The sequence below is a fragment of the Pseudomonas sp. GW821-FHT10B02 genome, from assembly GCF_059415665.1.
The window spans coordinates 558,419-574,115 of the sequence record NZ_JBWKNR010000002.1; the positions used below are offsets into that span (position 1 = coordinate 558,419).

Sequence of the window (15,697 nt, forward strand, 5' to 3'; positions counted from 1 at the left end):
GGGTGCCCGCAATGAGCGCCACCCGTCGCAATACCGATGCCTTTGCCCTGCAAGTAATGCTGGTGCTGTGCCTGATCTGGGGCATCCAGCAGGTGATGATCAAGCTGGCCGCGCCAGACATTGCGCCAGTGATGCAACAGGCCCTGCGTTCGGGCATGGCGGCGGTGCTGGTCGGCCTGCTGATCTGTTTTCGCGGCGGCTGGGACCAGGTGGCGCACACCTGGCGCGGCGGGCTGCTGGCCGGTGCGCTGTTCGGGGTGGAGTTTTTGTTCATTGCCGAAGGCCTGAAGCTGACCTCGGCGGCGCACATGTCGGTGTTCCTCTACACCGCGCCGGTGTTCACTGCTCTTGGCCTGCACTGGCTGCTGCCGAGCGAGCGTCTGCGGCCCCTGCAGTGGTTGGGCATCGTCCTGGCCTTCGCCGGTATTGCCTATGCCTTTGCCGGTGGCGTGTCGCTGTCTGAGATGGACGGGCGCATGCTGTTGGGCGATGCCTTCGGCGTGCTGGCAGGTCTGGCCTGGGGCGCGACCACCGTGGTGGTGCGCGCTTCCCGGCTGTCGGAGGCACCGGCGACCCTGACCTTGTTCTATCAACTGGCGGTCGGTTTTGTCGGCTTGTTGCTGATCGCCGCCCTCAGCGGCCAGGTCACCCAGGTGCAATTCACGCCTCTGTCTATTGGCAGCCTGTTGTTCCAGGGGCTGATCGTGTCGTTCTTCAGCTACCTGACCTGGTTCTGGCTGCTGCGCCGCTACCTGGCGTCGAACCTGGCAGTGTTTTCCTTCATCACTCCGCTGTTCGGGGTGACCTTTGGTGTGCTGCTGCTGGGCGAACCCCTGAGTCTGAACTTCGTGCTCGGGGCCATCATGGTCCTGCTCGGCGTCACGCTGGTCAGTGCTGAGCAGTGGGTGCGCCGACGGTTGCGCAGCCTGCTCGGCTAGGCTGCGGCCGGCAGAGCAGTGCACCGCCCAGCAGTAGGCCGCAGCCGGCGATGACCAGTGCCGGTTGCAGGCTGGCGGCGAACTGATTGCTCAGTGCGGCCAGCAACGGCCCGCTGAGCTGGCCAAGGGCAAAGCAGGCGGTGAGCAAGCCTGCGTTGCGCTGGTAGGCATCGGGTGACAGTTCGCGCAGGCGCTGCATCATCAGTTGCATGCAGGCCAGGAACGGCGTGCCGCACAACAACACCCCCAGGGCCAGTCCCGGACCATTGCCCAGCAAGCAGGCGAACACCCCGGCAGCCTGCAACCAAAGCGTCGTCATCAACCAGCGCGAGGTGCTGCCCCAGTGTGGACGGCGATAGCTGGCCACTACCACACCCACTGCCGCTGCCAGGCCGAACCCCGGCCAGAACAGATCCGCCAGCCAGTGTCCGTGGAAGCGGGCGCTGGCCATCTGTGACATGAACGTGGCCGGGATGATGTAGCCGATGCCGTACAGGGCGTAGATCAAGCCCAAGCGTGCGATCCCTTGGGTTGGCCCTTGCATCGGTGAAGGGCCCCCGGCAGTGGCTGAGGCTTGTGGCCGGGGCAGAAAGGGCAGCACTGCCAGCAGCATCACCAGCGCGCCAGCGGCATAGATCAGCCACAGTGGAGCCGAGCCCAGGCCGTACAGGTTGGAGAACAACGCCAGCAGGCCGGTGAGCATGATACCGACGCCTGGCCCGGCGAACACCAGGGCCCCGAGCCGGGGCCGGTTGCTTGCTGCCGCCAGTTGCTGGCTGAGGCTGGTGAGCATCACCAGCACCCAGGCACTGGCCACGCCGGTACCGAAGCGCAGCAGCATGTGGCTCCAGAAGCCGTGGGCCCAGAACGAGGCCAGGGTCAGCCCTGCGCAGAGCCACAAGCCTGCGTGCAGACGCGCGCTGACCTGGCCCGGGCGACGGGCAAACATGGCGTCCAGCGCGCCGAGCAGGTAACCCAGATAGTTGGCGGCGGCGATCAGGCCGGCGGCGGTCAGGCTGACCTGGCCTTCAGCGATCAGGTGCGGCAGCTGCGGGGTGAGGGCAAAGCGGCCAATACCCATGGCCATCATCAGGGCCACGGCGCAGGCAAGCAGGCGAATGGACGGGGACATGCTCAAACTCCTGAAAGGGGATCGATGACCGTCAGGCTAAAGGCGATTGACTTTCAGTAAAATTGAATAATGATGAGAAAGTTATTCAGTTATGGAGAATATCTAATGGAGCTCAGTCAGCTGCGCATCTTTCAGGCGGTCGCCGAGGAAGGCTCGATCACTCGGGCCGCCGTGCGCTTGCACCGGGTACCGTCGAACCTGTCGACACGCCTGCGTCAGCTGGAAGAGCAGCTGGGCGTCGAGTTGTTTCGCCGCGAGCGTCAGCGTTTGCAGTTGTCGCCCGCAGGCAAGGTATTGCTCGATTACGCCGGGCGCATGCTGGCGCTTCGCGATGAAGCTTTCGCGGCGGTGCAGGGCGGGCAACCGGCGGGGGACTTTGCCCTTGGCACCATGTACAGCACTGCCGCCATTCACCTGCCGGCACTGCTGGCGCGCTATCACAAGGCTTATCCGGCGGTGAACCTGCAGGTGCAGGCGGCGCCCAGCGGTGAACTGCTCGAAGGCCTGCTCAGCGGTCGTCTGGACGCTGCCCTGGTGGATGGGCCACTGGCCCTGGCCGGGCTGGACGGTGTGCCGCTGTGCGATGAAACCCTGGTGTTGATCACCGAGCCCGATCATCCGCCGGTGCATAGCGCCCGGGACGTAGCCGGGCGGGCGGTGTTTACCTTCCGCCAGGGGTGTTCCTACCGCATGCGCCTGGAGGCCTGGTATGCCCATGACCATGCGGCCATGGGCCGGGTGATGGAAATCGAGTCGTACCCGAGCATGCTTGCCTGTGTGATTGCCGGGGCGGGGGTGGCGTTGATGGCGCAGTCGATGCTCGACAGCTTGCCTGGGCGTGAACGGGTAGCGGTGCATCGCTTGCAAGCACCCTTCGATCTGGCCACGACCTGGTTGATGTGGCGCAAAGGCATGCGCGGCGCGAATTTGAGTGCCTGGATCGATCTGCAACAAGGGGAAACAGTTGCTCAGACGGCCGAGGTGGCGGTCAGGGCTTGATTAAGATCAAACTTGACCCAACTTGTAGTCCTAGAGCATGCGCAATCCAAGACATAGGGCTATGATCTGTATGAAGCATCGCAGGATTGAAACGCCGTGCAGGCTGACCCGTGAGGGGGAGTTATGAGAAACAATCTGTTCAACTGGCTTCATGACCTGGCTGCGGCTCTGGGTTTGATTCCACCGCCGTTGCAGCCGGTGCCGATCCCTACCGACGAGGAGCAGCGCAAGCGCCAGCCGCGTCGCTAGACGCCTGACAGGGCCGCCGCATCAGGGTGATGCGACGGCCACCGTTGGCCTGGATCAGGCCAGGTTTACCGCACCCACCGGACGGCGGGACATCAAACTCACTACCACAAAGCTCACCAGCGCGATCGCCAGGCTGTAGTAGATCGGCGTGTTGGCATCCATCCCATCCTTGATCATGAACGCCAGGGCAGTGACAAAGCCCAGGGTCATGCTGGTGATTGCACCGGCAGTGGTTGCGCGTTTCCAGAAGATCGCACCGATCAGTGGCACCAGCATACCGCCGACCAACAGGTTGTAAGCCAGTGTCAGGGCACTGATCACGTCTTCGACTACCAGGGCGATACCCAGCACGGCAATGCCGGTGAGCAAGGTAAACAGGCGGTTGATGGCCAGGCTCGATTGCTTGCCACCGCGCAGCTTGGGCAGCAGGTCTTCGGTCAGTACGGTCGAGGCTGCCAGCAGGCCAGCACTGGCCGTGGACATCATCGCCGCCAGCGCTGCTGCAATCACCAGACCGCGGATGCCGTCAGGCAGGGCGGATTTGACGATGGCGGCAAAGGCGTTGTTGGCGTTGGCCAGGTCTGGCAGCAGCACATGGGCCGCCATGCCGATCACCGCACACACCAGGCCGTAGATCACGCAATAGACACCGGCAACGGTGCCGGCACGCTTGGCGACTTTCTCGTCACGGGCGGTGAACACCCGCTGCCAGATGTCCTGACCGATCAGGATGCCGAAGAAGTAGATCAGGAAGTAGGTGATGATGGTGTCCCAGCCGATGGTAGTCAGGCTGAAGCTGGCGCTAGGCAGCTTGGCGACCAGTTCGTCCCAACCGCCCACGCGGTACAGGCAGATCGGCAGCAGGACAAACATCAGACCAACGGTCTTGATCACGAACTGAACGATGTCGGTCAGGGTCAGCGACCACATGCCGCCGATGGTGGAATACACCACAACCACACCACCGCCGAGCAGAATCGCGGCCCAGAAATGCATATCGAACAGCACTTGCAGAACGGTGCCGATAGCCAGGGTTGAGGTCACGGCGATCATCAGCGCGTAGGCAAGCATGATCACGGCGCTGGCCTGACGGGCCATGGGGTTGTAGCGCTGTTCCAGCACCTGGGTCACGGTGAAGATCTTCAGGCGCAGCAGCGGTTTGGCCAGGAACAGGTTCAGGGCAATGATGCCCAGGCCCAGGGCCGCACACAGCCAGAAGCCCGAGATGCCGTGGACGTAACCGAGTTTCACGGTACCGACGGTCGAGGCGCCGCCCAGTACGGTGGCGGCCATGGTGCCCATGTACAGGCTAGGGCCGAGGTTACGTCCCGCCACCAGGTAATCTTCATGGGTTTTTGCTTTGCGCATGCCATACCAGCCAAGCCCGAGCATGCCGGCCGCATAGATCAAGACAACGAATAAGTCTAAGGCCATGGGTGTCTCCGATTATCTTTATTATGGTGAGATCGATCCTGGCGCCAGGCAAGCCCGGCACCGGTCATTCGTCTACTTCACCGGCCGCTGGTGCGATCCGGCGATCATGGCTCCTGCCTCGTTGTAGCTCCTGGTGCCTGTCGGTCAGCGGCGAGCAACGCCCGGCAAGACACAGAGCATTTCGTAGAGCAGGTTGGCGCCGAGCAACGAGGTGTTGCCGGTGGTGTCGTAAGGTGGCGAGACTTCCACCAGATCGCAGCCGATCAGGTCAAGGCCCTGGCAACCACGGATGATTTCCATGGCCTGGATGGTGGTCAGGCCACCGATTTCCGGGGTGCCGGTGCCTGGGGCCCAGGCCGGGTCGATGCCGTCGATGTCGAAGCTCAGGTACACCGGGCCGCCGCCGACTTTCTCGCGGACTTCAGCCATCAGTGGCGCCAGGGATTTGTGCCAGCACTCTTCGGCCTGGACCACGCGGAAGCCCTGTTTGCGGCTCCAGTTGAAGTCTTCGGCGGTATAGCCCTGGGCGCGCAGACCGATCTGCACCACGCGGTCGCAATCGAGCAGACCTTCTTCCACGGCGCGGCGGAAGGTGGTGCCGTGGGCGATCTTCTCGCCGAACATGTGATCGTTGACGTCAGCGTGGGCATCGATGTGCACCAGGCCTACCTTGCCGTGCTTCTTGTGGATCGCCCGCAGGATCGGCAGGGTGATGGTGTGGTCGCCACCCATGGTCATGGGGATGACATTGTGCTCAAGGATTTCGTCGTAGGCTTCTTCGATGATGCGCACAGCTTCAAGCAGGTTGAAGGTGTTGATCGCTACGTCACCGATATCGGCTACCGACATCGAATCGAAGGGAGCTGCGCCAGTGGCCATGTTGTAAGGACGGATCATCACCGACTCGGCGCGGATCTGCCGTGGGCCGAAACGGGTGCCGGAGCGCAGCGAAGTACCGATGTCCAGGGGAATGCCGATGAAGGCAGCATCAAGGCCTTCGGCGCTTTGCAGGTGAGGGAGACGGAGCATGGTGGCGATGCCGCCGAAGCGCGGCATTTCGTTGCCGCCCAGTGGTTGGTGCAGAATCTTGTCCACGGTCGGGCCTCATCGATTCGATTGTTTTAGTTGTTGGAACCTGTCTTGCGGGTCGGCTGGTAACCCTGAAGTGCTGGCAAGCAGGTGCATTGCGGCAGAGTCTGCAAAAGGTAGTGGGCAAAAAGAATCGCTACAGGCAAATACTTAGTTCAGGTTTTTCTAAACTATCGGCGGGAATCTGGTTAGACTTTTGCCAATCACCGCCTTTTCGGACCCCGTAAGCCATGGCTTCTGCACTGCCTGACCTGAAACTCCTGCGCATCTTCGTCAGCGTCGTACGCCATCAGGGCTTCGCCAATGCCCAGCGCGAACTCAACCTTTCGACCTCGGCCATCAGCACCTACATGAGCCAGCTGGAAGCGGCGCTGGGGATCGTCCTGTGTCACCGCGGGCGAGGGGGCTTCAGCCTGACCAGCAAAGGCGAACTGTTCCATCAGGAGACCCTGCGCCTGCTGGCCGAAATGGACGGCTTCGAGCAGTACGCGGCTGCGCTCAAGGGCGAGTTACGCGGTACGTTGAACCTGGGGGTGATCGACTCGACCGTCGGCGACCGCGCTTTGCCGCTGGCCGAAGCAATCGGGGCTTACAGCCAGGAGCACCCGGCGGTGCATTTGCACCTGTCGGTGTCCAGCCCCTACGAGTTGCAGCTGGGCGTGCAGGACAACCGTCTGGACCTGGCCATCGGTGCGTTTTCGACGCGCATGAGCGGACTGGTGTATCAACCGCTGTACCGTGAGCAGCACTGGCTGTACTGCAGTAACCGCCACCCGCTGTTTCACGAGCGGCGCATTCCTGAGCAGGTCATCACCCAGCAGCGCATGGTCGGGCGTGGCTACTGGAGCCAGGCGGAACTGGCCCGTCACGGTTTCAAACACAGTGCGGCGACGGTGGAAAGTATGGAGGCACAACTGATTCTGGTGCTGTCCGGCGCCTATATCGGTTACCTGCCGGAGCACTATGCCCAGGCCTGGGCCGACAAGGGCGATTTGCGCGTATTGTCTCCCGCGACCTTTGGCTATCAGGCGCCGTTTTCCATGATCATCCGCCGCGGTCGCAGCCGCGAACCCTTGATTCAGACCTTCCGCGATTTGCTCAAGGCGCAGCTCACCCCGGCCTGACCAAGCTTTTTCCGCGGTTGCTGTGGCACACTTTGCCCGCCCAGGAGAACCCGATGTCCAGAATCCAGTGCGAGCGCTGCCTGCGCCCACAAGCCCATTGCCTTTGCCCCTTGATTCCGTCCCTCGATAGCCGCACCCGTGTGCTGGTGTTGCAGCATCCGAGTGAAGTACGTCATGCCCTCAATACCGCGAAACTGGCGGCACTGGGTTTGCCTAACAGTGAGTTGCGGGTAGGTGAGGTGTTCGAGGATCTGGCCGCGCTGATTGAGGTGCCTGGGTATCGCAGTGCGTTGCTGTTTCCCGGCGATCAGGCTCAACCTCTGGCAGCCTATGCCGTTGATCGGGATCCGCGCCCGTGGTTACTGGTAGTGCCCGATGGCACCTGGCGCAAGGCGAGCAAGCTGCTGCACATGAATCCGTTGCTGGCCGCCTTGCCGCGAGTGACGCTGGCCCAGGTCCTGCCTTCGCGCTACCGCTTGCGCAAAGCACCGGCTGATGGGGCGCTGTCGACCCTGGAAGCGGTGGTGCAGGCGTTGAATGTGCTGGAGGCGCCGGTCTGTTTCGATGCGTTGCTTAAACCGTTTGAGGCGTTGATCGAAGGTCAGATCGAGGCGATGGGGCGCGAGACGTACGAGCGTAATCATTTGCGTTGAATATCGCGGGGCAAGCCCGCTCCTACAGAGCCCCCTCCGGTGGGAGCGGGCTTGCCCCGCGATGCTCAACGTTCCCGCATGGCTTCAGTGCGCGCCTTGAGCACCGGCTTGAGCAGATAGTCCAGTACGCTTTTCTGGCCGGTGATGATGTCCACCGTGGCAGTCATCCCGGGAATGATCAGCAAAGGTTTGTTATCGCCACCCAGGTGGTTTTTGTCGGTGCGCACCTGGATCAGGTAGAACGAATTGCCCTTGTCGTCGGTGACGGTGTCGGCGCTGATCAGTTCCAGCTTGGCCTTCAGGCCGCCATAGATGGTGTAGTCGTAGGCGCTGAATTTGACCATTGCCGGCTGCCCCGGGTGCAGGAAGGCAACGTCCTGCGGGCGCACCCTGGCTTCGATCAGCAGATTGTCTTCCAGCGGTACGATCTCCAGCAGGTCGCTGCCCGGCTGGACCACGCCACCGATGGTGTTGACCTTGAGCAGCTTGATGATGCCATGCACCGGCGAAACCACCGTGGTGCGCGTGACCCGGTCATCGATGGCGATGCTTGATGCAGTGATTTTCGACAGGTCGGTGCGTTTCTCGTTGAGTTCCTTGGCCGCTTCCGAACGGAAACCGGCTTCCGATTCTTCGATCTTGCTCTTGATCTCCGCTACCGCCGCCTCGGCGCGGGGAATGGCCAGGGTGGTGGCGTTCAGCGAACCACGGGCTTCGACGGTGCTGCGCTTGAGGCGCAAGATCTCCACGGGGGAAATCGCCCCGGTGCCCACCAGCGGCGTCGACATGTTCAGTTCTTGCTGCAGCAGGGCCAGCGCCGAGCGGTACTGCTCGGCCTTGGAGCGGAACTCGGCCAGCTCCTGGGTCTTCTGCCGTAGTTGCTCGCTGAGGGTCTGCTTCTCGCTGGTCAGGCGGCGTTGCCGGGACTGGTACAACGACAGTTCGTCCTCGGCCACCTGCGGCGCTTTGCTGCGTACTTCTTCAGAAACTTCAAAGGGGCGCCCCTCAGCCTCGGCCGACAGGCGTTCGACCTGGGCGGTGAGGGCATAGCGATCCGCTTCGCTCTCGCCCTTGTTGGACAGAAAGCGCGTGTCGTCGAGGCGCAGCAAGGTATCGCCCTTGTTGACCATCTGTCCTTCGCGAACAAAGATCTCGGTGACGATGCCGCCTTCCAGGTTCTGGATCACCTGCACCTTGCTCGACGGGATCGCCTTGCCTTCGCCCATGGTGACTTCATCCAGCACCGCGAACCAGGCCCAGGCCAGCGCCACCAGCAACAAGGCGGCCGCCAGCCATACGGTGATGCGCGACAGGCGCGGCGAGTCCTGCAATGTTGCGCCGGCCACGTCCGGCATGTAGTCGCGTTCGGCGGTTTTGCCGAAGCTCTGGAAGTAACTGCGCAAGCCTTGGCTGATGGACATGACGAGATCCCCTAGATGGCCGAACCGACCCGGCCTTTGCGCAGTGCATCGATAACCGCTTCCTTCGGCCCGTCGGCCACCACCTTGCCGTTGTCCAGCACCAGCAGGCGGTCGACCAGACTGAGCATCGAGGTACGGTGGGTGACCAGTAGCAGGGTTTTGCCCTGGACCCAGCCATGCAGGCGTTGACGCAGCTGGTCTTCGCTGGCGTTGTCCATGTGGCTGGTAGGTTCGTCGAGGATCATGATCGGCGGCTCCAGCAGCATCGCCCGGGCCAGCAGCACAGACTGGCGCTGGCCACCGGACAGCAACTGACCGCGTTCACCGACCGGGCGATCGAAACCTTGCGGATGCTGGCGCGCCAGTTCACTGACGCCAGTCAGCTCGGCAACTTCCAGCATGCGTGCATCACTCACATAGCGCGCGCCGAGGGTGAGGTTGTCGCGCAGACTGCCGGCCAGCAGCGGCAGGTCGTGGGCGACATAGCCGATCTGATTGCGCAGGTCGGCGATATCGAGTTGGCGCAGGTCGAGATTGTCGAGCAGGATCTGTCCTTCGTCCGGCGCATAAAAGCCCATCAACAGGCGGGCCAGGGTGCTTTTGCCCGAGCCGCTGCGGCCGATGATGCCGATGCGCTCGCCAGGTTTGACGCTGAAACTCACGGCATTGAGCGCTGCAGCGTTCTGCCCGGTATAGCGAAAACTGACATGGCTGACTTCAAGGGCGCCGTGCAGCTGGGTGCGCTCCAGCGGTTGCTGCCCTGCCTGACGCTCTTGCGGTAGGGCCATCAACGCGTCGGTACTGCGCATGGTCAGCTGCGCCTGCTGATAACGGGTAATCAACCCGGCGATCTGGCCCAGCGGGGCCAGTACGCGGCTGCCGAGCATGTAGCTGGCAACCAGGGCACCGACACTGAGGTTACCGGCAATGATGCTGTAGACCCCGGCGACAATGGTCGCCATGCCGCAGAACTGCTGGATGAACAGCGTGCCGTTGGTGGCCAGCGCCGACAGGTTGCGGGCATGGGCGTCGAGGCGGGTGAGGGCGCCGTGGGTGCTTTCCCATTGGTACTGACGCTCGCTTTCGGCACTGCAGGCTTTAAGGGTTTCCAGGCCGCCGAGGGTTTCGATCAGCAGGGCCTGGCGCACCGCCCCCAGGGCCAAGCTCTTTTGCACGGTGTCGCGCAGACGTACCTGAATCAGCAGGGCGAAGATAATGGTGACGGGAAAGGCAACCAGCGGAATCACCACCAGCCAGCCGCCGAGCAGGCCGATCACCAGGAGCATCAGCACCACGAAGGGTAGGTCGATGACGCTGGTCAGGGTCACGGCGGTGAGAAATTCACGCAGGCCCTGGAAGTCATGGATGCTTTGCGCAAAACCACCGATGGTGGCCGGGCGGGCTTTCATCGACATGCCGGTGATGCGCTCGAACAATGTCGCCGAAAGAATCAGGTCAGTCTTTTTCCCGGCCTGATCCAGCAGGTGGGCGCGCACCACGCGCAGAACCAATTCGAACAGGGTGCCGATCAACAGGCCGACCACCAGCACCCAGAGGGTCGAGATGGCCTGGTTGGGCACGACCCGGTCGTAAGTCTGCATGACGAACAACGGTACCATCAGGCCGAGCAGGTTGATCAACAAACTGGCCAGCAGCGCATCGCTGTAAAGCCAGCGTGACAGTTTCAGGGTGTCGCGGAACCAGGCATTGACCCGCGGCATCAACGGTGCGCGCAGGTCTTCGAGCTCATGCCGGGGGCGGGCGAACAGCGCTTCGCCGCTATAGGCCTCGGCCAGTTCCTCGCGGCTGACCCATTGTTCGCCACCTTCCGCCTCGCTGGGCAGGATTAACGCCTTGCCATCATCGCCCCAGCGCCGCAGCACGGCGCAGCGGCCCTGTTTGAGCAGCAATAGCACTGGCAGGTTGAGCGCCGAAATAGCGTCCAGTTCCCGGCGCAGCACGCGCGCCTGCAAACCGGCGCGGGCGGCGGCGCGTGGCAGCAGGTCGAGGCTCAAACGCTGCTGGGCCAAGGGCAGGCCGGCACTCAGGCCGGCACGGCTGAGCGTGCAACCGTGCAGCTTGCAGAGAATCAGCAAACCATCGAGTAACGGGTCATCGAAACTCAGGCGCGGATCCGCCGCCGAGCTCGCAGGTTGCATGCTGGTCACAATGGCCTACTCCTGCAGCAGATTGCGGCTTAGCGCATGTCGGGCAGACGTGCTTCGCTTTTCACTTCACTCTGGGCAATCGCCTCAGGCGGCAGCGAGATGCGTTGCTTGTTCAGCAGTTCACCCATGTTGGCCAACACCCGGTACATCGAGAATTCCTCGATATAGCGCACCTCGGTGTAGCGGCGGTTGGCGTTGTACAGCTCGTTTTCACTGTCGAGCAAGTCGAGCAGGGTCCGTTGACCGAGGCCGAACTGATCCTGGTAAGCCGCACGCACGCGGGTAGTGGTGTCAGCGTATTCGCGGGCGGTCGGGGTTTGCTTGCGGGCGTTGGTCATGGCGTTCCAGGACAGTGCCAGGTCCTCGTTGAGGGTGCGCAAGGCATTGTTGCGGATGTCCATGGCCTGGTTGATCTTGTGCGCATCCGACTGCAGGCGGGCCTTGTCGCTGCCGCCGCGGAACAGGTTGTAGCTGAGCTCGACACCGGCTTGCCAGTCATTATTGTCGTGACCGACCTGGCCTGCGGTGTTGTTGTTGGCGCCGGTGGCCAATACCGCATCCAGGCGCGGATAGAACGGTGATTTGGCCACTTCGTACTGCTGCTCGGCGGCTTGCACATCAGCCTGGGCCGACTTCAGGTAGGGGTTGTGCTCAAGCATGTCCTGACGTGCGTCGAGCAAGCTGGCAGGCATCTCGCCCTTGATGGTGACCGGCGTTTCCAGCTCGTCGGGGACGCGGCCGATGACACTGTAGAAATTGGCTTCGGCATCGGCCAGGTCGACTTCGGCGGTGTACAGGTTGTTTTCCGCCAGGGCGCGACGGGCGGTGGACTGGTCAAGGTCGGCGGTGCTGCCTACACCCCGTTCGCTCCGCAAACCGATCTGGTCGTTGACACGCAGGTGAGCCTGCAGGTTGTTCTTGGCCAGGGTCACCAGCTCCCGGCGCTTGAGCACCTCCAGGTACACCTCGACAGCGCGCAGGCTGATGCTTTGGGCGGTTGCCTGGGTGTAGTAGGCGCGGGAGTTGACCACCGCTTCGGTACGGCCGACTTCGTTCGAGGTGTTGAAACCGTCGAACAGCATCTGCCGCAAGCGCAGGTCGGACTGGGTGTAGTTCAGGGTTTCCTTGTTGTGATTGGATGTGCCGTCGGGGTTGGTGAAGCGAGTATTGGTGTTATCCGACTTCTGCCGACCGTAGCCGGCAACCAGGTCGACGCGCGGGTACCAGCCGCCTTTGGCAACCTTGACGTCTTCGTCTGCGGATAAGCGATTGTTACGGCTGGCGTTGATTTCCGGATGTTGGTCCACGGCGCTTTGAACAGCTTCCGTAAGCGACATCGCCTGAGCATTGGCACATGCCATGGCCAATAGAATTGCGCCGGTGATGGGGGTCAAAACGCGCATGGGGTACTTCTCCCTGATCTCAAATTTGGGTGCTGCTGTCGTCATATTTTTGACGAACTTTTAAGGTCAAACCGTTTCAGGCTTGTAACAACAGAGCTAAGAACATTTATAAGGCGAGCTAAGAAGAATTTTTCATAAGAGTTATGCGAAAAAAAACTTATGCGGTCTAAGGAATCCACGACATTGTTCATATCAGGCGACCCGTTGATACGGCGCTAGAGTCCATTTTTCGGGCGCCAGAGAAAGTTCAGTTTTTTTTGCGGCAAAGGGCACGGATGTAGCGGAGGGGATGGAGGAAGATCAGTTGTTGGCGACAATTTTTTGGCAGATGCCAAATCGCCAGCTCGTTTTCCACGTTCACAAAGTGTCTGGCAGGCGAAGGTGTTGATTTCATTGAAATCGACCTTCGCCTTCAGCGCTTTCCAGGTGTTGGCCCGGGGCAGGCGCCGTAGGCCGACCACGCGAGATTCAGGGTGCTTTTCTGCGAAAAACCGTTCCGCAGCGGAGGAGAGCGCTCATGGCCAAGTTAATCGGTATTGTCAGCAAAGTAGTCGGAGAGGTCTTCGCCGTCGCCAATGACGGGACACGTCGGGTGCTGGCCGAAGGTGACCGGCTGTTTGCCGGCGAGCAGTTGCAGACGGGGGCAGCCGGTGCGGTGGCCGTGCATCTGCAAAATGGTGCCGAATTGACCCTGGGCCGTGACAGCAGCCTGGCGATGTCCCCGCAGTTGCTGGTTAACCAGGCGCCTCAAGTCGATGCGCCGCAGGCACCGGCGCCCAGTCAGGCGCAACTCACCGATGTGGAAAAACTCCAGCAAGCCATCGCCTCGGGCGCTGACCCGAGCCAGGATGCCGATCCGACGGCGGCCGGTCCCGGGAGTGGGGGCTCGTCGGGTGCGCTGGGCGGTGGTCATTCCTTTGTCATGCTTAGTGAGGTGGGCGGTCGGGTTGACCCGGTCATCGGATTCCCGACAGCGGGTTTCAACGGCTTTGTCGAAGTGCCAGAGCTGGATGTCGGTGATCTCAATAACAACAATGACGCGCTGCAGCCATCGCCACCGCTACCGGTGGTCAACAACCCGGTCACTATCGAAGGTTTGCAGGTTGATGGAGGCGAGCTGAACCTCAACGAAGCCAACCTGGTCCAGGGTTCGGCAAGCGATCCCGCCGCCTTGACCCGGACCGGCAGTTTTACTGTGGTGGCGCCGGATGGTGTGTTCAACCTGAATGTCGGTGGCATCAACGTCGTCACGGCTGGCGCGGTGACCGGTGTGGGTCAATCCATCACTACCGGGTTGGGCAACGTGTTGACCATCACCGGTTACGATGCTGCGACCGGTGTGGTCAGTTACAGCTACACCTTGAGCAACACCGAGACACATCCGGACGGCGCTGGGGCCAATGCACAGGGCGAGAGTATCAGCGTCCTGGTCAGCGACACCGATGGTGATGTGGCCAGTGGTTCGCTGGATGTCAACGTCATCGACGATATGCCGCATGCGGTAGCGGACATCAATGCGGTGACAGCCACCGAGAGCCAACTGACCCTGACCGGTAACGTGCTGAGCAACGATGTGCAGGGTGCCGACCGCATTGCCAGCGGCCCCATCACCCCGCAGACCATCACCGGCACCTACGGTACCCTGGTACTGGCCGCCGATGGTTCCTACACCTACACCCTGAACACCAGCGACCCGGACTTCATCAACCTGAAAGGCGGCGGTACGGGTGTCGAGAACTTCACCTACACCCTCAAGGATGCCGATGGCGACAGCAGTACGGCGACGCTGAAGATCGATGTCAGCAACCTAAACGACCCGGTAACCCTGAACGGCCTGAATATCGAAGGCGGCGAACTGACCGTCTACGAGAAAAACCTCAGCGACGGCAGCAACCCGAATGGCTCGGCCCTGACCCAGGGCGGCAGCTTCACCGTGAGTGCCGCGGATGGCCTGCAAACCCTGACTGTTGGTGGTATCACCGTGGTCGCTGGCGGCAATGCAGTCGGCTTCCCGCAATCGGCTACCACACCGCAAGGCAACACCCTGACCATCACGGGCTACAACGCCAGCACCGGGGTGGTGACTTACACCTACACGCTGCTCGACAACGAAGCGCATAGCAGCGGTGACGGCACCAGCTTGAGCGAAAGCTTCACGGTGGTAGCCACTGATAGCGATGGCAGCAGTGCCAACGGTTCGATCGATGTGAACATCGTCGACGACGCGCCCGATGCGAACGACGACAGCAACACCACTACCGCCACGGAAACGCAACTGACCCTGACCGGCAACGTGCTGAGTAACGATGTGCAAGGCGCCGACCGCATCGCCAGCGGCCCCATCACTCCACAAACCATCACTGGCACCTACGGCACCCTGGTGCTCGCCGCCGATGGTTCCTACACCTACACCCTGAACACCAGCGACCCGGACTTCATCAACCTGAAGGGCGGCGGCAGTGGCGTCGAAAACTTCACCTACACCCTCAAGGATGCCGACGGCGACAGCAGCACCGCGACCTTGAAGATCGATGTCAGCAACCTCAACGACCCGGTAACCCTGAACGGCCTGAATATCGAAGGCGGCGAACTGACCGTCTACGAGAAAAACCTCAGCGACGGCAGCAACCCGAATGGCTCGGCCCTGACCCAGGGCGGCAGCTTCACCGTGAGTGCCGCGGATGGCCTGCAAACCCTGACTGTCGGTGGTATCACCGTGGTCGCTGGCGGCAATGCAGTCGGCTTCCCGCAATCGGCTACCACACCGCAAGGCAACACCCTGACCATCACGGGCTACAACGCCAGCACCGGGGTGGTGACTTACACCTACACGCTGCTCGACAACGAAGCGCATAGCAGCGGTGACGGCACCAGCTTGAGCGAAAGCTTCACGGTGGTAGCCACTGATAGCGATGGCAGCAGTGCCAACGGTTCGATCGATGTGAACATCGTCGACGACGCGCCCGATGCGAACGACGACAGCAACACCACTACCGCCACGGAAACGCAGCTGACCCTGACCGGCAACGTGCTGAGCAACGATGTGCAAGGCGCCGACCGCATCGCCAGCGGCCCGATCACCCCGCA

General features: G+C 61.9%; 12 protein-coding genes. 6 read left to right on the top strand and 6 right to left on the bottom strand.

The genetic code is table 11. From position 1 onward, the window contains the following. Window positions 1-11: 11 nt before the first annotated feature. Window positions 12-938, top strand: a complete 927-nt coding sequence (locus AC07OF_RS05645; protein WP_495072644.1) for a DMT family transporter — start codon at window positions 12-14, stop codon at window positions 936-938. On the opposite strand, the gene AC07OF_RS05650 is transcribed toward AC07OF_RS05645, so the two are convergent. Then, a complete protein-coding gene (locus AC07OF_RS05650) occupies window positions 889-2,070 on the bottom strand; it encodes an MFS transporter (RefSeq protein WP_495072645.1) in 1,182 nt (393 codons plus the stop codon). The two genes, AC07OF_RS05645 and AC07OF_RS05650, sit on opposite strands and share 50 nt — an antisense overlap. Before the next feature lie 105 nt (window positions 2,071-2,175). On the opposite strand from AC07OF_RS05650, the gene ptrR reads away from it, so the two are divergent. Both ptrR and AC07OF_RS05660 read left to right on the top strand, forming a co-directional pair. Continuing rightward, window positions 2,176-3,069 carry a putrescine utilization regulator PtrR gene (gene ptrR / locus AC07OF_RS05655; RefSeq protein ID WP_495072646.1) on the top strand — a complete coding sequence of 298 codons (894 nt, stop codon included), beginning with the start codon at window positions 2,176-2,178 and terminating at the stop codon, window positions 3,067-3,069. Window positions 3,070-3,192: 123 nt separating this feature from the next. Further along, window positions 3,193-3,318: a PA1414 family protein gene (locus tag AC07OF_RS05660; RefSeq protein WP_256205393.1), complete on the top strand. Its 126-nt coding sequence runs from the start codon at window positions 3,193-3,195 to the stop codon at window positions 3,316-3,318. Window positions 3,319-3,372: 54 nt separating this feature from the next. Here AC07OF_RS05660 and AC07OF_RS05665 read toward each other — a convergent pair whose 3' ends face one another. Together AC07OF_RS05665 and speB are read right to left on the bottom strand one after the other, a co-directional pair. Beyond that, window positions 3,373-4,752 (bottom strand): sodium:solute symporter family protein, encoded by a 1,380-nt coding sequence (locus AC07OF_RS05665; protein WP_038613566.1) that lies wholly within the window; start codon window positions 4,750-4,752, stop codon window positions 3,373-3,375. Window positions 4,753-4,896: 144 nt separating this feature from the next. Then, window positions 4,897-5,847, bottom strand: a complete 951-nt coding sequence (gene speB / locus AC07OF_RS05670; protein ID WP_038613564.1) for an agmatinase — start codon at window positions 5,845-5,847, stop codon at window positions 4,897-4,899. Window positions 5,848-6,071: 224 nt separating this feature from the next. On the opposite strand from speB, the gene AC07OF_RS05675 reads away from it, so the two are divergent. Next, window positions 6,072-6,965 carry a LysR family transcriptional regulator gene (locus AC07OF_RS05675; RefSeq protein WP_038613562.1) on the top strand — a complete coding sequence of 298 codons (894 nt, stop codon included), beginning with the start codon at window positions 6,072-6,074 and terminating at the stop codon, window positions 6,963-6,965. A gap of 53 nt (window positions 6,966-7,018) precedes the next feature. Then, complete coding sequence (locus tag AC07OF_RS05680; protein WP_495072647.1) at window positions 7,019-7,618, top strand: tRNA-uridine aminocarboxypropyltransferase; 600 nt, start codon at window positions 7,019-7,021, stop codon at window positions 7,616-7,618. Window positions 7,619-7,683: 65 nt separating this feature from the next. Here AC07OF_RS05680 and AC07OF_RS05685 read toward each other — a convergent pair whose 3' ends face one another. From AC07OF_RS05685 to AC07OF_RS05695, 3 genes are read right to left on the bottom strand one after another with little or no spacing between them, the layout of a single operon-like run. After that, the gene (locus tag AC07OF_RS05685; RefSeq protein ID WP_476445863.1) at window positions 7,684-9,039 is read right to left on the bottom strand and encodes an HlyD family type I secretion periplasmic adaptor subunit; all 1,356 of its coding nucleotides are present in this window, start codon (window positions 9,037-9,039) and stop codon (window positions 7,684-7,686) included. Window positions 9,040-9,050: 11 nt separating this feature from the next. Beyond that, window positions 9,051-11,198, bottom strand: a complete 2,148-nt coding sequence (locus AC07OF_RS05690) for a type I secretion system permease/ATPase (protein ID WP_408635432.1) — start codon at window positions 11,196-11,198, stop codon at window positions 9,051-9,053. 38 nt (window positions 11,199-11,236) lie between these two features. Further along, the gene (locus tag AC07OF_RS05695) at window positions 11,237-12,610 is read right to left on the bottom strand and encodes a TolC family outer membrane protein (protein WP_038613551.1); all 1,374 of its coding nucleotides are present in this window, start codon (window positions 12,608-12,610) and stop codon (window positions 11,237-11,239) included. A 517-nt stretch (window positions 12,611-13,127) separates the two neighbouring features. Here AC07OF_RS05695 and AC07OF_RS05700 point away from each other — a divergent pair. After that, on the top strand, window positions 13,128-15,697 hold a 2,570-nt coding region (locus AC07OF_RS05700), incomplete at its 3' end, for a retention module-containing protein (RefSeq protein ID WP_495072648.1).

Coding starts and splice junctions, on each gene's coding strand:
- AC07OF_RS05645 (WP_495072644.1), top strand. CDS start 12: ATGAGCGCCACCCGTCGCAATACCGATGCCTTTGCCCTGCAAGTAATG.
- AC07OF_RS05650 (WP_495072645.1), bottom strand. CDS start 2,070: ATGTCCCCGTCCATTCGCCTGCTTGCCTGCGCCGTGGCCCTGATGATG.
- ptrR (WP_495072646.1), top strand. CDS start 2,176: ATGGAGCTCAGTCAGCTGCGCATCTTTCAGGCGGTCGCCGAGGAAGGC.
- AC07OF_RS05660 (WP_256205393.1), top strand. CDS start 3,193: ATGAGAAACAATCTGTTCAACTGGCTTCATGACCTGGCTGCGGCTCTG.
- AC07OF_RS05665 (WP_038613566.1), bottom strand. CDS start 4,752: ATGGCCTTAGACTTATTCGTTGTCTTGATCTATGCGGCCGGCATGCTC.
- AC07OF_RS05675 (WP_038613562.1), top strand. CDS start 6,072: ATGGCTTCTGCACTGCCTGACCTGAAACTCCTGCGCATCTTCGTCAGC.
- AC07OF_RS05680 (WP_495072647.1), top strand. CDS start 7,019: ATGTCCAGAATCCAGTGCGAGCGCTGCCTGCGCCCACAAGCCCATTGC.
- AC07OF_RS05685 (WP_476445863.1), bottom strand. CDS start 9,039: ATGTCCATCAGCCAAGGCTTGCGCAGTTACTTCCAGAGCTTCGGCAAA.
- AC07OF_RS05690 (WP_408635432.1), bottom strand. CDS start 11,198: ATGCAACCTGCGAGCTCGGCGGCGGATCCGCGCCTGAGTTTCGATGAC.
- AC07OF_RS05695 (WP_038613551.1), bottom strand. CDS start 12,610: ATGCGCGTTTTGACCCCCATCACCGGCGCAATTCTATTGGCCATGGCA.